This is a genomic window from Spirosoma flavum, from assembly GCF_042686045.1.
In the GTDB taxonomy this organism is placed as follows: Bacteria; Bacteroidota; Bacteroidia; order Cytophagales; family Spirosomataceae; genus Spirosoma; species Spirosoma flavum.
The window spans coordinates 1,665,248-1,686,531 of record NZ_JBHUOM010000002.1 but is presented as its reverse complement, the minus strand read 5'-3'; the positions used below and the strand labels follow the sequence as shown (position 1 = coordinate 1,686,531).

The window sequence follows — 21,284 nt, the reverse complement described above, 5'->3', positions numbered from 1 at the left end:
GGTACAACATACTAGTCAACTAATCACTATTGACTACCTTGCGGCATGAAATTGTACCTCGTGCCGACGCCCATCGGTAATCTTGATGATATAACACTTCGGGCTATTAAAATCCTGCAAAGTGTTGACACAATTCTGGCCGAAGATACCCGTACCTCGGGTGTTTTATTGCGCCACCTGAACATCAGCAAACCGCTGTATAGCTACCATATTTTCAATGAACATCAAACCGTCCAGCGGCTGGTGAACATAATGAAAGAAGGGAAAACGCTGGCGCTGGTGTCTGATGCGGGCACACCGGGCATTTCAGACCCTGGCTTTCTGCTGGTCCGCGAGTGCATCAAAAATGATATTCCGGTCGAGTGTCTGCCCGGCCCCACCGCCTTTGTACCCGCTTTGGTTAATTCGGGACTGCCCAATGATCGCTTTACGTTCGAGGGGTTTCTGCCCCACAAAAAAGGGCGTCAGACCCGGCTGGCCGAACTGGCAGGAGAGGAGCGGACGATGGTTTTTTATGAATCACCCCACCGCCTGCTTAAAACCCTTCAGCAATTTATCGACGTATTTGGCCCCGACCGACCGGCCAGCGTGTCGCGCGAGTTGACCAAACTATTTGAGGAAAATCAGCGTGGGCCGTTGTCCGAATTAATTGCTTATTTTTCTCAAAAAACGATAAAAGGTGAACTGGTCGTTTGTGTACAGGGCAAAGAGCCGAGTAAGGGAAAGGCTAAACGAGTGTATGACAATGATCGTGATGATACTGAAAATGAAGACGATGAACAGGATGAAACTGATGGCGAAGATGAATAGAAAACCAATCGCAAACCGATTTCTGAGTCTCCTGCTCATCTGTCATTTGTCCTTCATCTGTCATACTGTATCCGTCGCCCAAAAACTCTCGCCGTCGGCGCGGATTAGCTTGATTACGTATGGGCCGGGTGATGACGATATTTCATCAGTATTTGGGCATACCGAGATACGGATTATTGATCCAGTACTCGGTATTGACCGGGATTATAGCTACGGTGGTTTCGACTATAGCGCCGATTATTTTATTATTAAGTTTTTGCGTGGTACGCTTCCTTATTTTTTAACGGCTCATAATTTATACCAGGTTATTTATTATTACCAGCAGAACAACCGGAGCATCCGGGAACAGCGACTGGAACTCTCGCCCACGCAACGCCAGCAGTTGTTTTCGGCTTTGGAGAAGAACTATTTGCCTGAGAATCGCCTATATCGATACGAATTTTACTACGATAACTGTTCGACTCGCCCCCGCGATATGATTGTCGACGTCTGTGGTGACAGCCTAACGATTCCATCACGGTCACGCATGACTGGCAAATCGTATCGCGATCTGATGAATGATTATCTGAACGAACGTCCCTGGTATCAATTAGGGATGAACCTCGCTATTGGATGGCCCGCTGACGAACAGACGGATGGCTGGCGTGCCATGTATCTGCCCAATCAAGTGTATGATCAGTTCGCCCACGCTACGGTACGGAAAGCTAATGGACAGTTGGTGCCGTTGGTTGAGGGAGAGCAAACAATTTTTGCGGCTCAGAAACTATTTCGTCAACAGGTTCCCTTCTTTTTCGATCCCGATGTCGTATTTACAATCTTGGGTATTATTGTGGCCCTGTTTACGATCCGACGGTATATGGTGGCCGGGAAAGTTGATCGCCGGTTCGATCGGTTATTGTTCGGCATTGTAGGCTTTTTCGGCTGGTTTTTGCTAATCATGTGGATGATTAGGGACGACGGCGTTACGGGCTGGAATCCAACGTTGTTGTATATGATGCCGTTGCATTTGCCCCTCATTTTCTGGGCTACCAGTGCTCGTTCCACGGCCCGACGTCGGACTCTGTATTTTGGAAGTACATCGGTCCTGATTCTGGCCGGTATACTTTTATCGAAGATACCAGGCGGTTTCGATGTGGTGTTCCCGCTTACGCTGCTCATCCGCTGTATTGTAAATATGCAGCCTGCTCGTAAGGGTCGGCAAACGCCAATGCTGATCGACTAAATTTCGTCTGGTTATAATTCCGGTTTAAAGTGCTTTGTGTGGATGATAGAACAAACCTTCGCTCTAAAGTCCATGAAAAAACTGCTGATTCCCGGCCTGCTGCTGATTTGGGTTACTAACGCGCTGGCTCAACCCGTTGAGCGGCTCGTTAAAGTTATTGTTACACCCGACCATGCCAACTGGCTGTATAAAATCGGAGAGCCGGTTAAACTGAACGTCTCGGTTTACCGGAGTAACGTGTTGTTGAAAGGGGTTAAACTCCGCTATGAAATTGGCCCAGAGAAGATGGAACCCACTAAAAAGGAGACTGTCACGCTAAAAGATGGTACACTGGCGCTGGATGCCGGTACGATGCGCATAGCGGGCTTTCTTCGTTGCATTGCTACCGCTGAAGTAGATGGTAAAGAATACCGGGGCCTGACAACGGCGGGTTTTGAGCCGCAAACTATTAAACCGACAGTTGCCAACCCTACCGATTTTAAAGCGTTTTGGGATAACGCGAAAGCTGACCTGGCGAAGGTTCCTATTGATGCCCGAATGACATTATTGCCGGATCGTTGCACCGAGTTAACCAACGTGTATCACCTCAATCTGCAAAACGTTAACAACTCACGGTTCTACGGTATTTTGTGCGTGCCGAAAAAAGAAGGTAAATATCCGGCCATTTTGCGGGTGCCCGGCGCGGGTGTCCGACCGTATAACGGCATGATTGCCGAAGCCGAAAAGGGCTTCATCACGCTTGAAGTGGGTATTCATGGCGTTCCGGTTACGATGGACCCCGCTGTGTATGATAACCTTAGCCGGGGACCACTTAATGGCTATCAGGCCGCTAATTTAGACGACCGGGATCGATATTATTACAAACGGGTTTATCTGGGCTGCGTTCGGGCCGTGGATTTTCTGGCGAATATGCCGCAATATGATGGACAAAATCTGGCCGTTACGGGCGGGAGTCAGGGTGGTGCGCTAAGTATCGTTACCGCCGGACTGGATTCGCGTATCAAATGGCTGGGGGCCTATTATCCGGCCTTGTGCGACGTAACGGGCTACCTCAACGGTCGCGCCGGTGGCTGGCCGCACCTGTTCGTAGGTAATGATCTGGCGTATAATAACAAACCCGACCGCATCAAAACGACGGGCTATTACGACGTTGTCAACTTTGCCCGAATAGTAAATGTGCCGGGCTATTATTCATGGGGATTCAACGACGAAACTTGCCCGCCCACCTCAATGTATGCGGCTTATAACGTCATTCCCGGAACTAAATCACTGGACATCACCTACCTCGATACGGGCCACTGGACCTATCCCGAACAAACCGAGAAAATGACCACTTGGCTATTGGGCCAGTTGAAAGGAGGGAAATAAAGACGCTAATGGCTAACAAACATGCTGAAATTACTGAGGTCTAACCCCACATAAGTGAATGATAGGTAAGTACAGGATTGATAGGGTTTGATCAAAAAAAAATCCTGCCAATCCTGTATCCCTTCAGAAAGAATTTGTTAACTAGTTCAACGCAACCAAACTGTTCAGATTTTCGTAAACATAGCATGCAACTCTTCGTCAATTCCGCGCTCAACGATACGCTTAAAGCCGAACTTCGGCAGAAACTTCCATCCGATATTACTTCTGTTTTTCGGTCTGATACCGACGATCAACAAGCCGCATTTCAGTCGGCAGATTTAGTACTTGGCAATCCACCCATAGCCTGGTTTGTCGATTCATTACCGAACCTGAAATTCTGGCAGTTGGACTCGGCTGGGTTCGACGGCTACAAAACTGTTCGATTGCAGGCGTCCATTGCCAACATGGGCGATTATTTTGCCCGTCCCTGTGCCGAAACAATGGTGGCCGGTATTTTAGCTCTGTATCGGTGTATTCCCGAACTGGCTTTATTGCAAAGTCGGTCTGAGTGGGTTGGGGCACCCATTCGCGCCCGGATGGATTCACTTTGGCAAAAACGAGTGGTCATTCTGGGTACGGGTACCATCGGGCAGGCGGTTCGGCAAATGCTGACTGGATTTTCCTGTGATACGAAAATGCTGGCCCGTACCGACCCGCAGGCCGATTTACATTCGGTAGACGAACTCAAAGCGATATTACCCCAAACCGATATTGTCGTTAATTGCCTGCCCGGTACAGCTACGGGATTCGTCTCGGCCGACCTGATTGCGGCTATGAAGCCGGGTAGTTTGTACGCCAACGTAGGACGAGGCACGACAACCGATGAACCAGCCTTGATCAATGCCTTGCAATCCGGCCAACTGGGTGGTGCCGTATTAGATGTGACAGCCAAAGAACCCTTGCCGATTGACAGTCCACTGTGGACCTTACCGAATGTGTTGCTGACTCAGCATACGGGCGGTGGTCAGCCCGATGAAGATGCCGGGAAGGTGGATCAGTTTCTGAAAAATCTGGCGCGGTTTCGGGCTGGCCAACCGCTAGAAAATGCCGTTGAATTGGGGCGCGGCTATTAAGCTGCACAAAAAAACTTGCTTTCTCAAATTGCCCTTTTAGCCTTCACTATGCCCTTTTTTCAACTTTTCTTTGTATATTTAAGGAGTTAAACGAGACGATAATCGTTCATTAAATCCGCGTACTTATCCAGTGGAATAGTTCCTGAAGCAAGTCAATGATAAACGAAGAAAATGAACAGCCGATAGAGGACGACAACCAGCAGCCTGAAGTAGATCCAACTACCGATGGAGACGAGCTGACCGATGCCCCCGGACCGGACGAACAACCAATAGATACCATTAAAGAAGTCTTGCATCAACAGACTGTTGTGTCGGGCTTATACGAAAATTACTTTCTCGATTACGCATCCTACGTTATTCTCGAACGGGCCGTTCCTGCTGTGGAAGATGGCTTGAAACCTGTTCAACGTCGTATTCTGCATGCCTTGAAGGAAATGGATGATGGCCGCTTTAATAAAGTGGCTAATGTCATCGGGCAAACAATGCAGTTTCACCCGCATGGCGATGCATCCATTGGTGAGGCTTTAGTCAATATTGGTCAGAAAGAACTCCTGTTCGATACGCAGGGTAGTTGGGGAGACGTTCGTACGGGCGATGGAGCCGCTGCTCCGCGCTATATTGAAGTGCGGCTTTCGAAGTTTGCGCAGGATGCCATTTACAACGACAAAACCACCGAGTGGCAACTGTCGTACGATGGGCGCAAACGGGAACCCATTACACTACCCGTAAAGTTTCCGCTCTTGCTGGCACAGGGGGTTGAGGGGATTGCCGTTGGGCTTTCGACCAAAATTCTGCCGCACAATTTTAACGAACTTATTGAGGCTTCGATTAATATCCTCAAAGACAAACCCGTGTCGCTCTTTCCCGATTTTCAGACGGGCGGCCATATTGATGTTAGTAATTACAATGACGGTCACCGGGGCGGCAAGGTTCGGGTGAGGGCCAAAATTGAAGAAGTCGATAAGAAAACACTTGCCATTCGCGATGTGCCCTATGGCATAACAACTCCGCAATTGATCGAGTCGATTGTGAAGGCGGCTGAACTGGGCAAAATACGCATAAAAGCCCCTAGTCGGAATGTGGCGGCTGTGGTGGACAATACGGCCAGAGATGTCGAGATTCTGGTGCATTTGCAGCCCGGCGTTTCGCCCGATGTGTCCATTGATGCACTCTATGCTTTCACCGACTGTGAGGTGTCAATATCGCCCAATGCCTGCGTCATCATCGGCGACAAGCCTCATTTCGTCAGCGTAACGGATATTCTGCGCGTTAACACGCACCAAACTGTTCAGTTGTTGCAACGCGAGCTGGAAATCCGGCGTAGTGAGTTAATGGAGCGGTTGCTGTATAGTTCGCTCGAAAAGATTTTCATTGAGAACCGGATTTACCGGAAAATTGAAGAGTGCGAAACATTTGAAGCTGTTCTGGAAGCGATTGATAAAGCCCTTAAATCGTTCAAAAAGCTGTTTTATCGGGCTATTACCCAGGACGACCTCATTCGGTTAACTGAAATTAAAATCAAGCGTATCTCCAAGTACGATGGATTTAAGGCCGAGGAACTGATGCGTCGGTTAGAGCAGGAACTGGCCGAAACAGAGGAGAACTTAGCCAACATCACACGTTTTGCCATTGCCTATTACAAAGACCTGCAAAAAAAGTACGGCAAAGGCCGCGAGCGTAAAACCGAAATTCGGGCGTTCAATACCATTGCCGCAAGTGTGGTGGCCGCTGCCAACCAGAAACTGTACGTCGATCGGGAAGGCGGGTTCATTGGTTACGGGTTGAAGAAGGATGAGTACGTAAGTGACTGTTCCGACATCGACGACGTCATAATATTCCGGCGAGATGCTAAGTGCATGATCGTGAAAGTTACGGAAAAAGTGTTTGTCGGTAAGGATATTGTACACGTTTCGGTATTCAAGAAAAATGACGAGCGCAAGATTTATAACCTGGTTTATCTGGATGCAAAATCGGGCATCTCGATGGCCAAGCGGTTTCCGGTTACGGGCGTTACCCGCGATAAGGAATATGATCTGACGATGGGTAACCCGAAATCCAAGATGACCTATTTTAGCGCCAACGATAATGGTGAGGCTGAGGTGATTACAATAAATCTGACGGCACAGAGTTCGGCTAAGATTAAGCAGTTTGACTTTGATTTTGCGTCCGTTGGAATAAAAAATCGGTCAGCGCAGGGCAACATTCTGACCAAGTACGGTGTGCGGAAAATTACCCAGAAAACGGGTGGCGTTTCGACCCTTGGTGGCGTTGATATCTGGTATGATGATCATCTTGGGCGGCTCAGTCGAGACGAACGAGGTCGTTTGTTGGGTAATTTCGATGCTAAAGACTGCATTCTGGTCGTGTACAAAGATGGACTGTATGAATTGACAAGTTTTGACCTGACGAACCGGTACGAGCCAAACGATGTGGCCGTGTTGCTGAAGTTTGACCCCGAAACGGTGCTGTCGGCAGTGTATTACGAAGCCAATCAGAAAGCCTGGTACGTGAAGCGGTTTAAGGTTGAAACGACATCGTTAGACAAGAAATTTAGCTATATTGGTGATGTCAAAGGCTCGAAAAGTCTGGCTATCACGACCGATCGCTACCCACGGATTGAGATTCTTCACCAGGTGAAAGACCGGGGTCCTCTTGAGAAGATGATTCTGGAACCGGAAGGATTTATTGACGTGCGCGGTTGGAAAGCATTAGGGAATAAATTGCCGTTTGCCAAAATAAAAGAGGTTAAGCTGTTGCCACCAAAAATTGTCACGGAGACCGTAAAAACGCCATCGGTGGTTGAACCAGTTGCCCTTGTTACAACTGAACTAGAGGAAAAGGAGTCTGTACAACTAGGCTTGTTTTCCTGATTCATTCAATGCTGTATGAGTACACCGGGTGAAGGTGCAACATAGTTGATTTATTGCGCTGGTTTTCCAACAACAGACTATGGCAGAAACGAAACTACTAGGCTTGCGGACGGTAATCTATGCGGCTCCCGACCTTATCCGGACGAAAGAATGGTATGCGAAAGCGTTAGGCATAGAGCCGTATTTTGACCAGCCATTTTATGTAGGTTTTAACGTTGGCGGCTACGAATTGGGACTGGACCCCAACGTGCAGGTAGCGGATGGCAGCACACTAATGTATTGGGGCGTTGCCGACATTGATGCGACTTTGCAGCATTTTCTGGATCTGGGCGCTAGTCTGCATACCCAAATCCAGAATGTAGGTGATGGCATCAGCGTTGCCGCTGTCAAAGACCCTTTTGGTAATGTGGTCGGGTTAATTGAAAATCCGCATTTTAGCCTTTGATTAAATGAACACAACCTTGGCTACGGACTACAGCAACGATACGCCCCGCGAAGCGGTTGGAGTCCGTGTGGTCAAGCGTGTGATCAAACTAACTATTGTTTTGGTGTTTTTTGGTGCAACGGTCGTGCTGGTTAGTAACTGGTGGGTGGTGTATAACACACGAAATCAGATTTATTTTAACATACACGAACTCCCCACCAATGATATTGGACTAGTGCTCGGCACCAGTAAGTTTGTCCGAACAGGTAAAGAGAACCTGTTTTTCCGCTATCGGATGGAAGCCACCGCCCGACTTTGGAAAGAGGGGAAAGTGAAGTATTTGATTCTGAGTGGTAATAACGATTCAGAATACTACAATGAGCCGGTAGATATGCAGCGGGCACTGGTAAAACTTGGCATTCCGGCCTCGGTCATGACACTTGACTATTCGGGTTACCGGACATTCGATTCGGTTGTGCGTTGTAAAGACGTGTTCAACCAGGAAAAAATCACGATTATTTCTCAAAATTTCCACAATGCCCGCGCCCTCTACATTGGCAACCACGAGGGTATGGAGGCTATCGCGTTTGCTGCTCAGGATGTGCCCGATGGGTATTCTTTGCGCACATTAGTCCGTGAGTATCTCGCCCGTCCTTACGCGCTGCTTGACGTGTATGTGTTGCGCCCGCAGCCCGAAAAAGGCAATCTGGAACGGAAGCGTAATTAGTAATCTAACTTATTTTTTCCGTAGTCAACGGGTTTGCCTGAGCGTTGGCTATGCATATGGCGCCAGCAGCACATACAAGTACTGGAAACTAATTTTGGCACGAATGGCTAAGGCACTGTCTGATAATTACTTCGATCTACTCTCGTTTTCGGCTTTGGCCTTCCTTACGAATGCCAACATAAAAACCAACGCTATTGGTATAGAGATCGCCAATATCAGTAGCAACCGATGCGTTGGCCGTTATACCACCCAGAATTGGCAGTGGCGCTAATAAGCTCACAACCGAAGAGAATTGATGCACAGGTTGCGCAAACGGTTTTTCGTAAGTGCCGAGGTTTTCGCTATACGATGCCTTGATCTGAAAACGCAAAAAATCATAAGCCTGTCCCGACAGACCCACGTGCATGACAGCTACCCGGTTATTATTCGTGAAAGCGTAGCGGGGCAAATCACTTCGACTATCGCTAGTTGGGGTAATGAAGGGCGTTCCCATCGTTTGGCCCAAACGCGACCAGCCGTCCTGATACTGCGAATGATTAAAATAATTGTTTCGGCCATGCAGATGAAGTTCATCAGAGAAAATGGCTCCTCCCTGATTTTCGGTGTAGAGATATTCGAATAAAATAGACTGGATCTGCAACCTATCTGGATTAAGCGGTTGCAGGTTGCGAATTCGCAGTCCATTCAACCCATCGCGGATATTGTCCAGGTGAAATAGAGAGCCGGTTTCATAAATGTTTTGGCGGTACGCAAAAATAGAAAAATTACGACCTATATACTCAAATCCCATATCGACAGTGCCAAGGTGATTGCCGATGCGGTTTTCACGGTCGAACGAGCTAATTCGGTTGGTATCTACGTTGGTACGATTGCCCAGCGAACTGGCCGTAACAACATCAATGTAGTCGCTAAATCGGTTGGGTAACTGATTGTTTTTAATAACCGAGCCGGGGAGCCGTTCCGTGTTTCCGCCCCACATAACCTGATGATTAATGCCACCGTACAGTTTGAGTCGCCAGTGGGGCTTACCAAAGCGGCCATAGAGGGCTTTCTGGTGAAGCATTATATTGTTGATAAATCGCTCTTCTTCAAACCAACCGTGTGCATAAAAACCTTTGACCCCAAACAGCCCATTCTTTGGCATATAATCAGGAATGGCTAGTTGGATTTTTAACATCGGTAATGTATTGCCCGACCAGGCGTAAGAACCCGACGTGAGTGTTGAATCGACCAGGCCGATAATTTCCCGTCTTCGGCCCGCCCAAACTTCCAGCCCTTCCCCAAATTTCACTTTTACGTAAGCTTCCGGAATGAGAAGTTTAAAGGCGTATCCTGCATTCAGTACAGCTTCGACACCCCAACCCCAGTCAATTCGCCGATTGGTAGCCCGTAGACTATCGAGTTTATTTTTTGGCGTATCGTGGTAGTCTACCCGCATGGCATGGCGGAGGGTCATAAGTGCGGTTTCGCGTGGCACAATGCCATACTGATTTGCTCGTAACCAGAAAGGTGTTTCGCCGGATGTAGAAAAATAACTGCCAACTTCAGTGCGGTAACGCAGCGGTTTAGTCGTCTGTCCGAAGCAATCGGAGAATAAAGCCAGGCAAATGAGCAGTAGAGGTGGGAATTTAGATCTAATCATATACGTATGTCTGGCTCATGTGCTACCGTAATTGATTTTTAGTTACTATTTAGTAGTCAAAAGAACACAGACTAGTTTATTACATAAAACATGCCACTCTATTTTTCGTTTTTAAATGAGGAACAGTGGTTGTTTGACAGAAACCGTCATACGAAAAGTGTTTCCGGGTTTTTTCGGAAGCCCATTGATATTACCTTACCTTTGCCGTTAATTTCAGACCTTATACCCCTAAACTGTGTTATACACAGCAATTGTGTAAAATCAATCTGCGTCTGGCCGGGCTGAACCCCTTAGAAATTTTAAGCTGATTTTTAACTAATAAGACATACGTTGCTGACTTGTACGGGTGGTAATAAGATACGTCCCCGAGGATTAGACAACTCTACTACGCATTGATTATGGTCCCTAACGATGAACTCATCCGCATCATCGACTTATTGAATACGACTTATGAAGGCGAGGAAGCCTGGCATGGTCCATCAGTGGTCGATGTGTTGAGAAATGTAACGCCCGATATGGCTGGGCGTCGAATTGCTCCCAACACACACAGCATTGCTGAACTGGTTTTTCACATGACCAGCTGGCGAATCTTCTGCGTCAAAAAAATGCAGGGCGATGAAACATTTGACATTACAACGCCTAATAAAGACTTTGGCGCATTACCCGATAAAATAGACAATTTCGAGTGGGAAGCCCTCGAAATGGAACTGAGCCTGAGCCAGGAAGAACTCATTAACGAACTCGACAAACGCGACGACGACGAGTTTCTGGAAGATATCGTGCCCGGCCGTACCTATACCTATTACGATATGTTACACGGGATTATTAATCATGATATGTACCACACGGGGCAGATAATGATTATTCAGAAAGCAATGGGGTTGCAAAAGACGAGCTCCCGCTTCGATGATGATGCGGACGAGTTTGGTTCGCCTTTTGGCACGAGCAGCGAACACGACGATTATTATTGATAAAGATCGGCTACCAACCGGTTGTGGTGCAGAAACTGCTTAAGTGCTTATTCACTGGCCCGGCGCAACTACAGACGGTCGGTAGCTCCATCGTTCACCCATTTGCTTATTCATTCTTTTGAACTACTGGCTCGTCAAATCTGAACCTGATAAATACGGGTGGCATCATTTTATTGAACAGGGCCGTGCCGTGTGGGACGGGGTTCGCAATTATCAGGCGCGTAACAACCTGAAAGTCATGCAAGTGGGCGATCAGGTTTTGTTTTATCACAGCATCACGAATCCCGGTGTTGTGGGGTTGGCAACTATAGTACGAGAGTTCTATCAGGATCCAACAGCCCCCGAAGATGTACGCTGGGTGGCTGTTGAACTGGAGCCGATGATGGCGTTAGAGAAGCCTGTTACCCTGGCTCATATTAAGGCCGAACCCCTGCTGGCAAGTATTAGTCTCATCAAACAATCCCGTTTGTCGGTTATGCCTATCCGGGCCGACGAATTTGAACTGATTTTGGCGATGGGCAGAAAATGAATGAAGAATTATGCATGATTAACGATGAATTTTCTCTAAGCGTAATAATTCATCCTTGATCATGCATAATTATAAATATTATGGCTGACATTCAACTGATTACGCCCGAAACTTGGGCGCAATACGAATTAATTGACTCGGGTAATTTCCAGAAACTCGAACGCTTTGGTGATTTTATACTGGCCCGCCCCGAACCGCAGGCTATTTGGGATAAATCGCTGTCAGATGCGGAGTGGGAACGTCAGGCTCATGCTACGTTCCGGCGCGACCGCCAATCGCCTGAACGGGGTGACTGGCAAACCTCGCCCGATATGCGCGACCCCTGGTACGTTTCATTCCAGCAGGGAGGCTTAAGTCTGAAATTTAAACTTGCTCTGACGACCTTCAAACACGTGGGAATATTTCCCGAGCAGGCCGATAACTGGACATTTATTTACGATAAAATAAACGCTATTTCTGCTGATGTGCCCCGCCCTAAAGTGCTGAACCTATTTGCTTATACGGGCGGAGCTTCGCTGGCGGCTCGCCAGGCCGGGGCCGATGTGACACACGTCGATGCCGTGAAACCCGTTATTAGCTGGGCGCGTGAAAACATGGACCACAGCGAGTTAGATAACATTCGTTGGGTCGTTGACGATGCCGTAAAATTTGTTCGGCGCGAGGTTCGTCGGGGTAATCGTTATAATGGTATCATTCTGGACCCGCCCGCTTACGGGCGAGGACCGGATGGTGAAAAGTGGGTGCTTGAAGAAGACCTCAACGACCTGCTCAAATCCTGTGCTGATTTGCTCGACCAAACCCATTTCTTCTTTATCATTAATCTGTACTCACTCGGGTTTTCGTCGCTCATTCTGGATAATCTGATGGGGCAGGTTTTCGGCAATGTACCAAACCCGGAATGGGGCGAGTTGTTTATGAAAGATAGCTATCAAAAACGGCTACCTTTGGGCGTATTTTATCGATTCGCATCAAGCGTATGAATGAGCGAAACGGGGCTGGAGGAGTGGAAAAACGGGTGAAAAGCTGGCGTAAGTTCGGTTCACTCGTTTGTCAATTCGCCCTTTCGCTCTTTTTGTTCTCCTGCGGCAGCAACAATCAGCAGACAGCTCACATTCCAGACTTTCCCAAGCCGGGCGATAGTAGCCGGGTAGAGGGTGCCCTACGTGCATTGACGCTGGCTATTAACCAGTCGTCGCCCGCGTCGGCTTATGCCAAGCGAGCGGTTATTTTATTGGCAATGGGACGCATGAATGATGCGCTGACTGATATTGACGAGGCTATAAGCCGGAATGACGATGCCGGATCGTATTATTTAACCCGCGCCCAAATTTTGCGGGCCTTGCAACAACCTGCCAAAGCCCTTCAGAACGCTCAGCGTGCTGAAATCTTAGGCATCGATACGCCGGAACTGTATACGTTGCAGGGCGATTTATTGCAACAGCAAAATCAATTCGATAAAGCTAAACTTTACGTTGCCAAAGCTCTGCAAATGGCTCCCTACGATGGTGAGGCTTATTTTTTTAGTGGTCTGATGGCGGCTCGGCAGGGAGATACTACCCAGGCATTAACCCTTTATCAGCAGTCCCTGCGACTAAAGCCCCGTTATCTGGAGACGTATAATCAGTTAGCCTCCGTCTATAGAACACTTGGCGATTTGACCTCCGCGCTGGCCTATAATCAGCAGGCGTTGCGCTATTTTCCTAATAATGCCCGGCTTTACTACGGGCGAGGTCTGATTTATCATACAGAAGGCCAACTCGATAGTGCCATGACGTATTACCGGCAAACAATTAATGTACAGTCGGGCTACTATCAGGCGTATTTTCAGATGGGACTGATTAATCAGAAATACCGTAATTATTACGCTGCTTTAGCCAATTACCAGCGTGTACAGCAGCTTCGAGCGCAATTTCCACGCATCGATACGTATATTGGCTACTGCCACGAACAAATGGGTCAGTATGAACTGGCGATTGCGGCCTATACCAAAGCGACCCGGCAAAATGCGGCTGACCAGCAGGCGGCTGCCGGTTTATGGCGTTCGGAAAGAAGACAATACGCGCAAAGCTCGTATAACTCCTTATTTTTGCCGGATACGGTGGCTAAACCGCAGACGCGAAACCGGACTGTGATTGACACAACCCGAGTTCGCATCTCGACCATTCAGCCAAAAGCCCGCGTAACGACCCACTCCGGTGATTCGTTGCAACGAACGGTGAAACCGATTGGCCAAAATTGATGTATATTACTATATAAGGTAAAAAACAGGATGTCTGGTTTTCGCTGGAAAGCGTTGCATCTTGCCTAAAAAATAAGTGGCTTACAGTTGTAGGTAAGCTGCGGGTGCCCACAAATAAATGAGTGTAAACGTATGATTGCGCAGGACGAACAAATCCGCGTGACGCTGCCCGACGGGAGCGTTCGGCAGTATCCCAAAGGAAGTACCGGGCTGGATGTTGCCACCCAAATTAGTGAAGGGTTAGCTCGTAACGTGCTGGCCGCCAAAGTAAATGGTGTGGTGCAAGACGCCACGCGACCCATTGAGGAGGATGCCAACGTCCAACTTCTGACGTGGAACGACGCCGAAGGAAAAGCCACGTTCTGGCACTCATCGGCTCACTTACTGGCCGAGGCCCTCGAAGCGTTGTATCCGGGCACGAAGTTCGGTATCGGACCAGCCATTGAAACGGGTTTTTACTACGACGTTGACTTGGGCGGACAGCCTTTTTCGCAGGAAGACTTCAAGAAGGTAGAGGCTAAAATGCTCGAACTGGCCCGCCAGAAACAGCCTTATATCCGCAAACCTATGAGCAAGGCTGATGCCATTGCCTATTTTGAGGAAAAAGGTGATCCCTATAAACTCGACCTGCTCGAAGGACTGGCCGACGGAACCATTACGTTCTATACGCAGGGTGATTTTACCGATCTCTGCCGGGGGCCACACATTCCGAACACTGGGTTTATCAAAGCCGCAAAACTCATGAATGTAGCCGGAGCCTATTGGCGTGGCAACGAAAAAAATAAGCAGCTAACGCGCATTTACGCGGTTACCTATCCCAAGCAAAAGGAACTCGACGAATATCTCTATCTGCTCGAAGAAGCCAAAAAGCGCGATCACCGCAAATTAGGCAAGGAGTTAGAGTTGTTCGCGTTTTCGGAGAAAGTGGGTGCTGGGTTGCCATTGTGGCTTCCCAAAGGCACGGTGTTGCGCGAACGCCTGGAGAATTTCTTGCGAAAAGCACAGGCGCGGGCGGGCTATTTGCCCGTTATAACGCCCCATATTGGTAGCAAGCAACTCTACGTGACCTCGGGCCACTGGGATAAATATGGTGAAGATTCGTTCCAACCCATCAAAACGCCCGACCCGAATGAGGAGTTTTTGCTCAAACCCATGAACTGCCCGCATCACTGCGAGATTTACAAAACAAAACCGCGCTCGTATCGCGATTTACCGCTGCGGCTAGCCGAATTTGGGACCGTATACCGCTACGAGCAGTCGGGCGAGTTGCACGGGTTAACACGGGTGCGTGGCTTTACGCAGGATGATGCTCACATTTTCTGTCGCCCCGACCAAGTGAAAGATGAGTTCATGAAGGTGATCGACTTAGTGCTATACGTCTTTAGATCACTCGGTTTCTCGGATTATAGTGCCCAGATTTCCCTCCGTGATCCTGAAAATAAAACTAAGTATATCGGGTCTGACGACTTGTGGGAAAAGGCAGAGTCGGCTATTATCGAAGCGGCCGCCGAAAAAGGATTGCCAACCGTAACAGAGTTGGGCGAAGCGGCTTTTTATGGCCCAAAGCTTGATTTTATGGTGCGTGATGCCCTCGGTCGGAAGTGGCAGTTGGGAACGATTCAGGTAGATTACAACCTGCCAAATCGCTTTGAACTAGAATATATCGGTGCCGACAACCAAAAGCACCGGCCCGTTATGATTCACCGGGCACCATTTGGGTCGATGGAGCGTTTTATTGCTATTCTGATTGAAAATTCAGGCGGTAATTTTCCGCTCTGGCTTTCACCCGACCAGATTGCCATTCTACCGATTTCAGAAAAGTATGAAGACTATGCTAACGACTTGTTTTTTAATTTGCAGGAGCACGATATTCGCGGCTTTGTAGACTTGCGAGACGAGAAAATCGGGCGTAAAATCCGGGATGCTGAAGTAAATAAAGTGCCTTATATGCTCATTGTCGGCGAAAAAGAAGCTGCCGATGGTACTGTATCTGTCCGGCGGAAAGGCCAGGGCGATCTTGGCACTATAAGCGTAGAGGAGTTTGTAAAGACATTCCAGGCAGAGGTGAAAATGTAAGTTTGCCGTTGTGGTTTGTCGTTGGTTGATGCGATATAATGAACGCATCAGCCAACGACAAAATATAAACTACGACAGTAAACTTGCACAGAATGAGTATTTTCAATAGATTCCCGAACTTTTTGGGACACAGTACGTTTTCAAAACGAATTAAAATAGCACACTAAACACAATTTATGGCATTACCCCAGCGGAGACCACCTCGTCGTGTGGTTGAAGAACCCTACAAAGTTAATGAGCGCATCCTGGCTCGCGAAGTGCGGGTGGTCGGCGAAAATGTAGAGCAGGGAATCTACGAAACCAATAAGGCTCAGGCAATGGCCAAAGCACAGAACCTCGACCTGGTTGAGGTGTCGCCCAACGCCGTGCCGCCCGTCTGCCGTATTGTGGATTATTCCAAGTTCAAATACGAGCAGAAGAAAAAGCAAAAAGAAATCAAGGCTAACGCTACGAAAGTCGTTATTAAAGAAATACGTTTCGGCCCTAATACCGATGATCACGACTTTGAGTTTAAACTTAAACACGCTGTAAACTTCCTGAAAGAAGGGGCGAAGGTGAAAGCCTACGTGCAGTTTGTGGGCCGGGCTATTGTTTTTAAAGACCGGGGATTTCAATTGCTGGAGCGTTTTTCCAAAGGACTGGAAGAATTTGGTAAGATTGAGTCAGAACCCAAACTGGAAGGTAAACGGATGAGTATGTTTCTGTCGCCTAAAGTGGTCGTTCCTAAAAAATAACGTGGTTGGGTAGAGTGTATATCTCTACGCTGGATGGCAGGTTGACCGTTTGCCAAGTAATTTAACGACTAAAGCCCTGATTGGCCAGTCCGGAAGGATTGGCCAATCAGGGCTTTAGTCGTTGAGTAAGCCAAAACAGTGATAGATTTATGCATATTTACCCGGCTATATGTTAATCCTGTTCAAGTACGTCTGTGGGTAAAACCGACACGTTTACAAGCGTCTGTCTTCTGTTCAGGGTCTGACCGGGCAGGCAATGGCGATTTGTGGGGGATTTAGGCAATACAGCAGAAACTAAGTAGCTCGTCAGTAGCGGACTACCGAAGGGGTTGCTACTAGCTAGCCAAAACTCACTGATAGTTAGGCTGTATGACTAGCCACTATCGCTTTTTTTCGTATCTTTGCGGCCTGTTTACTTAATTTTCCATACAAAGCGGTTTACTATAATGCCAAAAGTAAAAACCAATTCAGCTGCCAAGAAGCGTTTCAAGCTGACCGGCACTGGAAAAATCAAGCGGAAGCACGCCTTCCACAGTCATATCCTGACTAAAAAATCAACCAAGCAGAAGCGTAATCTAGTACATGCTACGTTGGTTGATGGTCCAGACGTTCGTCGCATCAAAATGCTGCTAAACGTTTAAGACTGAAAAAGACGCAGTTGCGTCTGGTTTCACGTTTCACCCGATGCCCGGCCAAAAAAGTGAATGAAGAAGGAGAACTGGGTTACCAGAGCGATGAAGAATGAATAGTATCTATTTAGTCGTCTTCACTCTACACCAGTCACTCTACAGGTTTCTTCCGCCGGTCGTCAAAAAACAATTATTATACAATGCCACGTTCCGTCAATCACGTTGCCTCACGGGCGCGTAGAAAAAAAGTAATGAAGCTGGCCAAAGGGTATTTTGGTCGGCGTAAAAATGTTTGGACGGTTGCCAAAAACGCCGTTGAAAAAGGCTTAGGGTACTCGTACCGCGATCGCCGGGCCAAGAAGCGCGATTTCCGGGGTCTCTGGATTCAGCGTATCAATGCTGGTGCACGCATACATGGTATGTCGTACTCGGTCTTTATGGGTGCCCTTAACAAATCGGGCATTGAACTAAACCGTAAAGTTCTGGCTGATCTGGCCATGAACCATCCGGAAGCCTTTGCCGCTGTTGTGGCACAAGTGAAGTAAACAGACCTTTTTAGGAGCGAGTGGTAGAGAGTAGACAAAAATGAATTTGTCTACTCTCTACCACTCGCTCCTTTTTTATTACGTCTGTATAATTTTCGTTTTAATCCCCACCCGTTCGCCATCTACCTGACGACCTAGTAAATATACCTCTATTTCTGACTCGCCTACCTGGAATACCTGCCGAACTGCCAGGTCGTTTTCCAGAGCTTGTTTGAGGTGCTTAAATTGGGCAGTACGCGCTTTTTCGTCGTCGCTATACCAATCCTGCTCGGTAGTGACTGGTTCCCAGAAGTCGGCCTCCGGTATTTCCTCTACGTAAGTTGACGGGGGCAACAGTAGCCAATCTTTAAGTTGACTAACAGTTAGCGGTTCAGCCTGTTTGAAATAGCAGGTTACCGTTTCTACTGGCTCATCAGATTCGCTTGGGTAGAGTAAATCCGTAAGCAATGGGGTTACTTGTTCGCTAAAGGAAATATTTTTTAAAACCTCATCGCTACTTTTTGAGTTTTCGTTCGTCATAGGGGAAGCATAGATTCACGCTAAATTAACCGATTCAGGTTGAAGTATGTAGTTGAATCTATCTAATTTTAAGGACAGGTAACCAACGAGCCTATTCCCGATACATAGTTTAAACAAAAGAAATCATGTTTGAAACCTTAATGAATCTAGTTCAGCAAAATGCTGGTCAGGCTGTTATCAACAACCCGGCTATTCCAAACAGCCAGAATGACAACGTCATGCAGACGGTAACCGGTAGTATTATGAACAGTCTGGGCCAGCAGGCACAGGGCGGTGGCCTGGGTAGTTTGTTGGGTATGGTAACTGGACAGGGGGGGGGCAGTGTAGCCGATCACCCTGTAACGCAGAATGTTCAGCAGAATGTTCAGCAGGATCTTATGAGCAAACTAGGTATTTCACCACAAGTTGCCATGTCAGTTGCCGGGGTTTTAGTGCCGATTGTATTAAATAAACTGATGCATAAAACCAACGATCCAAATGATTCAAGCATTAACGCTGGCAGCCTGATGAGTATGTTGGGCGGTGGCAGTGGTGGCGGCTTAGGCGGTATGCTGGGTGGCTTATTCGGTGGTAAATAACCCCCGATAACGATAAGTTTCAGGAACGTAATGTATAGCGTGATTGGTCTTAGTCATGGCTAATTAAAACAACCTATAAAATCCCCGAGTGATAGCCCGCCTGATGGGGTTGTCACTCGGGGACTTTTTATGGAGATTATCAGGTACGATTCTGCCATGTCTGAGAATTATGGCTGATCTAAATGCGACATCCTGACCCATTTGTGTACATTTTCTGCCAATCTGACAGCAAATCAAGCAAGTTGAACGGGCTGGCATCTGTATTGATAGATAGGTTATGTCTGTCAATTTACAACCACAGCATCTAAAGAAACTAAATCCAGTTATGGGAAAAATTATTGGTATTGACTTAGGCACCACGAACTCGTGCGTGGCCGTGATGGAAGGCAACGAGCCGGTCGTAATCCCCAACTCCGAAGGAGCACGGACAACCCCCTCGGTAGTCGCGTTTATGGACAACGGCAACGGCGAACGTAAAGTCGGTGCTCCTGCCAAACGTCAGGCCATCACCAACCCAACAAATACGATCTCCTCGATTAAGCGCTTCATGGGGAAACGCTATAGCGAGGTAACGAATGAAATTAAGAATGTTGCTTATGACGTAGAAAACGGCCCGAACAGTACGCCCCGCGTTCGTATCGGTGACCGTCAATATACGCCCCAGGAACTTTCAGCTCTGATTCTTCAAAAGATGAAGCAGACCGCTGAAGATTACCTTGGTCAGACAGTAACGGAAGCCGTTATTACGGTGCCTGCTTACTTTAACGACGCCGAGCGTCAGGCAACCAAAGAAGCGGGTGCTATTGCCGGTCTGGACGTAAAACGTATTATCAACGAGCCAACCGCAGCCGCCCTGGCCTACGGTTTGGACAAGACTAATAAAGACCAGAAAATCGCTGTATTCGACCTTGGTGGCGGTACATTCGATATTTCGATCTTGGAACTCGGCGATGGCGTGTTCGAAGTGAAATCGACCGATGGTGATACGCACCTCGGTGGTGATGACTTCGACCAGGTGATTATCGACTGGCTCGCCGACGAGTTCAAGAAAGATGAAGCTATTGACTTGCGTCTGGACCCTATGGCCCTGCAACGCCTGAAAGAAGCGGCTGAAAAAGCAAAAGTTGAACTGTCTAGTTCGAACTCGACAGAAATCAACCTGCCGTATATCATGCCGGTAAATGGCATTCCAAAGCACTTAGTGCGGACGTTAAGCCGGGCGAAATTCGAGCAATTAGCCGATTCGCTGATTCAGCGGAGTATGGAACCTTGCCGCCGTGCCTTGAAAAATTCAGGTTTGTCGGCTAGCCAGATTGACGAAGTCATTCTGGTCGGTGGTTCAACCCGGATTCCAAAAGTGCAGGATGAAGTTGAAAAATTGTTTGGCCGTAAGCCTTCAAAAGCCGTTAACCCCGATGAAGCTGTAGCCATTGGTGCTGCTATTCAAGGTGGTGTACTAACGGGTGAAGTGAAAGACGTTCTGTTGCTCGACGTTATCCCGCTTTCGCTGGGTATCGAAACAATGGGTGGCGTATTTACCAAAATGGTGGATGCCAATACGACGATTCCAAGCAAGAAAGTTGAAACCTATTCGACGGCATCGGACAACCAGCCGAGTGTAGAAATCAACATCTTACAGGGTGAGCGGCCAATGGCGACTCAGAACCGTCAGTTAGGCCGGTTTATCCTGTCAGACATTCCACCAGCACCACGCGGTGTACCACAGATTGAAGTAACCTTCGATGTGGATGCCAACGGTATTCTGCACGTAACGGCCAAGGACAAAGGCACTGGTAAAGAGCAAAAAATCCGGATTGAAGCATCGAGCGGTTTGACCGAGGCTGAAATTACCCGGATGCGCGAAGAAGCCAAAGCCAACGAAGCCGCTGATAAAACCGAGCGCGAAACCATTGAGAAAGTCAACGCGGCTGACTCGATGATTTTCCAGACCGAGAAACAACTCAAAGAATACGGCGATAAACTATCGGAAGTCAACAAGTCGGCTATTGAAACAGCTCTTGCTACCCTCCGCACGGCGCACGGTTCACGCGACTTGGCCTCAATCGACACGGCGTTAGAAGGGCTGAACGCAGCCTGGGCCACAGCTTCGACCGAAATGTACAACGCTACAAACACGGATGGAGCTAACCCAACCGAAGGTGCCGGTTTCGCCGGAAACGGTGATGGTTCGGCCAACGGTAACGGCCAGGGCCAGCCCGCAGGCGACAACGTTTCGGATGTGCCCTACGAAGAAGTGAAATAGTTTTTAGTGAAAATAGATAGCCCCGC

19 protein-coding genes are annotated in these 21,284 nt (G+C 48.1%); 17 read left to right on the top strand and 2 right to left on the bottom strand.

The window, feature by feature from the left end; translation table 11 throughout:
• Window positions 1-45: 45 nt before the first annotated feature.
• The 7 genes from rsmI to ACFS25_RS12365 all read left to right on the top strand — a co-directional run bounded on the left by rsmI (window position 46) and on the right by ACFS25_RS12365 (window position 8,533).
• Complete coding sequence (gene rsmI, locus ACFS25_RS12395; RefSeq protein ID WP_381500707.1) at window positions 46-810, top strand: 16S rRNA (cytidine(1402)-2'-O)-methyltransferase; 765 nt, start codon at window positions 46-48, stop codon at window positions 808-810.
• Complete coding sequence (locus ACFS25_RS12390) at window positions 803-2,032, top strand: Lnb N-terminal periplasmic domain-containing protein (RefSeq protein ID WP_381500704.1); 1,230 nt, start codon at window positions 803-805, stop codon at window positions 2,030-2,032. The genes rsmI and ACFS25_RS12390 overlap by 8 nt, the downstream gene beginning before the upstream one ends.
• 72 nt (window positions 2,033-2,104) lie before the next feature.
• Window positions 2,105-3,400: an acetylxylan esterase gene (locus tag ACFS25_RS12385; protein ID WP_381500701.1), complete on the top strand. Its 1,296-nt coding sequence runs from the start codon at window positions 2,105-2,107 to the stop codon at window positions 3,398-3,400.
• Between the two features lie 185 nt (window positions 3,401-3,585).
• Window positions 3,586-4,512: a D-2-hydroxyacid dehydrogenase gene (locus ACFS25_RS12380; protein ID WP_381500698.1), complete on the top strand. Its 927-nt coding sequence runs from the start codon at window positions 3,586-3,588 to the stop codon at window positions 4,510-4,512.
• A 155-nt stretch (window positions 4,513-4,667) separates the two neighbouring features.
• Window positions 4,668-7,382 carry a DNA gyrase/topoisomerase IV subunit A gene (locus tag ACFS25_RS12375; protein ID WP_381500695.1) on the top strand — a complete coding sequence of 905 codons (2,715 nt, stop codon included), beginning with the start codon at window positions 4,668-4,670 and terminating at the stop codon, window positions 7,380-7,382.
• Between the two features lie 79 nt (window positions 7,383-7,461).
• Window positions 7,462-7,827, top strand: a complete 366-nt coding sequence (locus ACFS25_RS12370; RefSeq protein ID WP_381500692.1) for a VOC family protein — start codon at window positions 7,462-7,464, stop codon at window positions 7,825-7,827.
• A 4-nt stretch (window positions 7,828-7,831) separates the two neighbouring features.
• Complete coding sequence (locus ACFS25_RS12365; protein ID WP_381500689.1) at window positions 7,832-8,533, top strand: SanA/YdcF family protein; 702 nt, start codon at window positions 7,832-7,834, stop codon at window positions 8,531-8,533.
• A 136-nt stretch (window positions 8,534-8,669) separates the two neighbouring features.
• Here ACFS25_RS12365 and ACFS25_RS12360 read toward each other — a convergent pair whose 3' ends face one another.
• On the bottom strand, window positions 8,670-10,175 hold the full coding sequence (locus ACFS25_RS12360; protein WP_381500686.1) for a capsule assembly Wzi family protein: 1,506 nt from the start codon (window positions 10,173-10,175) through the stop codon (window positions 8,670-8,672).
• Between the two features lie 398 nt (window positions 10,176-10,573).
• On the opposite strand from ACFS25_RS12360, the gene ACFS25_RS12355 reads away from it, so the two are divergent.
• From ACFS25_RS12355 to rplT, 8 genes are all read left to right on the top strand, one after another.
• Complete coding sequence (locus ACFS25_RS12355) at window positions 10,574-11,146, top strand: DinB family protein (RefSeq protein WP_381500684.1); 573 nt, start codon at window positions 10,574-10,576, stop codon at window positions 11,144-11,146.
• 118 nt (window positions 11,147-11,264) lie between these two features.
• Window positions 11,265-11,675: an EVE domain-containing protein gene (locus ACFS25_RS12350; RefSeq protein WP_381500681.1), complete on the top strand. Its 411-nt coding sequence runs from the start codon at window positions 11,265-11,267 to the stop codon at window positions 11,673-11,675.
• A gap of 80 nt (window positions 11,676-11,755) precedes the next feature.
• Window positions 11,756-12,655, top strand: a complete 900-nt coding sequence (locus ACFS25_RS12345) for a class I SAM-dependent methyltransferase (protein WP_381500678.1) — start codon at window positions 11,756-11,758, stop codon at window positions 12,653-12,655.
• Window positions 12,643-13,914, top strand: a complete 1,272-nt coding sequence (locus ACFS25_RS12340) for a tetratricopeptide repeat protein (protein WP_381500883.1) — start codon at window positions 12,643-12,645, stop codon at window positions 13,912-13,914. The genes ACFS25_RS12345 and ACFS25_RS12340 overlap by 13 nt, the downstream gene beginning before the upstream one ends.
• A gap of 132 nt (window positions 13,915-14,046) precedes the next feature.
• Window positions 14,047-15,990: a threonine--tRNA ligase gene (gene thrS, locus ACFS25_RS12335; RefSeq protein ID WP_381500675.1), complete on the top strand. Its 1,944-nt coding sequence runs from the start codon at window positions 14,047-14,049 to the stop codon at window positions 15,988-15,990.
• Between the two features lie 176 nt (window positions 15,991-16,166).
• Window positions 16,167-16,724 carry a translation initiation factor IF-3 gene (gene infC / locus ACFS25_RS12330; RefSeq protein WP_381500672.1) on the top strand — a complete coding sequence of 186 codons (558 nt, stop codon included), beginning with the start codon at window positions 16,167-16,169 and terminating at the stop codon, window positions 16,722-16,724.
• Between the two features lie 446 nt (window positions 16,725-17,170).
• Window positions 17,171-17,365, top strand: a complete 195-nt coding sequence (rpmI, locus tag ACFS25_RS12325) for a 50S ribosomal protein L35 (protein WP_381500669.1) — start codon at window positions 17,171-17,173, stop codon at window positions 17,363-17,365.
• A gap of 188 nt (window positions 17,366-17,553) precedes the next feature.
• The gene (rplT, locus tag ACFS25_RS12320; RefSeq protein WP_381500665.1) at window positions 17,554-17,898 is read left to right on the top strand and encodes a 50S ribosomal protein L20; all 345 of its coding nucleotides are present in this window, start codon (window positions 17,554-17,556) and stop codon (window positions 17,896-17,898) included.
• A gap of 78 nt (window positions 17,899-17,976) precedes the next feature.
• Here rplT and ACFS25_RS12315 read toward each other — a convergent pair whose 3' ends face one another.
• Window positions 17,977-18,417 carry a nuclease A inhibitor family protein gene (locus ACFS25_RS12315; protein ID WP_381500661.1) on the bottom strand — a complete coding sequence of 147 codons (441 nt, stop codon included), beginning with the start codon at window positions 18,415-18,417 and terminating at the stop codon, window positions 17,977-17,979.
• A gap of 125 nt (window positions 18,418-18,542) precedes the next feature.
• Here ACFS25_RS12315 and ACFS25_RS12310 point away from each other — a divergent pair, with 125 nt between their 5' ends.
• Both ACFS25_RS12310 and dnaK read left to right on the top strand, forming a co-directional pair.
• Window positions 18,543-18,995, top strand: a complete 453-nt coding sequence (locus ACFS25_RS12310; protein ID WP_381500658.1) for a hypothetical protein — start codon at window positions 18,543-18,545, stop codon at window positions 18,993-18,995.
• Window positions 18,996-19,320: 325 nt separating this feature from the next.
• Entirely contained in the window at window positions 19,321-21,258 is a 1,938-nt protein-coding gene (gene dnaK / locus ACFS25_RS12305) for a molecular chaperone DnaK (RefSeq protein ID WP_381500655.1), read from the top strand.
• Window positions 21,259-21,284: the final 26 nt, after the last annotated feature.

Bases quoted from the DNA above. Each gene is read 5' to 3' on its own strand.
- rsmI (WP_381500707.1), top strand. From the start codon at position 46: ATGAAATTGTACCTCGTGCCGACGCCCATCGGTAATCTTGATGATATA.
- ACFS25_RS12390 (WP_381500704.1), top strand. From the start codon at position 803: ATGAATAGAAAACCAATCGCAAACCGATTTCTGAGTCTCCTGCTCATC.
- ACFS25_RS12385 (WP_381500701.1), top strand. From the start codon at position 2,105: ATGAAAAAACTGCTGATTCCCGGCCTGCTGCTGATTTGGGTTACTAAC.
- ACFS25_RS12380 (WP_381500698.1), top strand. From the start codon at position 3,586: ATGCAACTCTTCGTCAATTCCGCGCTCAACGATACGCTTAAAGCCGAA.
- ACFS25_RS12375 (WP_381500695.1), top strand. From the start codon at position 4,668: ATGATAAACGAAGAAAATGAACAGCCGATAGAGGACGACAACCAGCAG.
- ACFS25_RS12370 (WP_381500692.1), top strand. From the start codon at position 7,462: ATGGCAGAAACGAAACTACTAGGCTTGCGGACGGTAATCTATGCGGCT.
- ACFS25_RS12365 (WP_381500689.1), top strand. From the start codon at position 7,832: ATGAACACAACCTTGGCTACGGACTACAGCAACGATACGCCCCGCGAA.
- ACFS25_RS12360 (WP_381500686.1), bottom strand. From the start codon at position 10,175: ATGATTAGATCTAAATTCCCACCTCTACTGCTCATTTGCCTGGCTTTA.
- ACFS25_RS12355 (WP_381500684.1), top strand. From the start codon at position 10,574: ATGGTCCCTAACGATGAACTCATCCGCATCATCGACTTATTGAATACG.
- ACFS25_RS12345 (WP_381500678.1), top strand. From the start codon at position 11,756: ATGGCTGACATTCAACTGATTACGCCCGAAACTTGGGCGCAATACGAA.
- thrS (WP_381500675.1), top strand. From the start codon at position 14,047: ATGATTGCGCAGGACGAACAAATCCGCGTGACGCTGCCCGACGGGAGC.
- infC (WP_381500672.1), top strand. From the start codon at position 16,167: ATGGCATTACCCCAGCGGAGACCACCTCGTCGTGTGGTTGAAGAACCC.
- rpmI (WP_381500669.1), top strand. From the start codon at position 17,171: ATGCCAAAAGTAAAAACCAATTCAGCTGCCAAGAAGCGTTTCAAGCTG.
- rplT (WP_381500665.1), top strand. From the start codon at position 17,554: ATGCCACGTTCCGTCAATCACGTTGCCTCACGGGCGCGTAGAAAAAAA.
- ACFS25_RS12315 (WP_381500661.1), bottom strand. From the start codon at position 18,417: ATGACGAACGAAAACTCAAAAAGTAGCGATGAGGTTTTAAAAAATATT.
- ACFS25_RS12310 (WP_381500658.1), top strand. From the start codon at position 18,543: ATGTTTGAAACCTTAATGAATCTAGTTCAGCAAAATGCTGGTCAGGCT.
- dnaK (WP_381500655.1), top strand. From the start codon at position 19,321: ATGGGAAAAATTATTGGTATTGACTTAGGCACCACGAACTCGTGCGTG.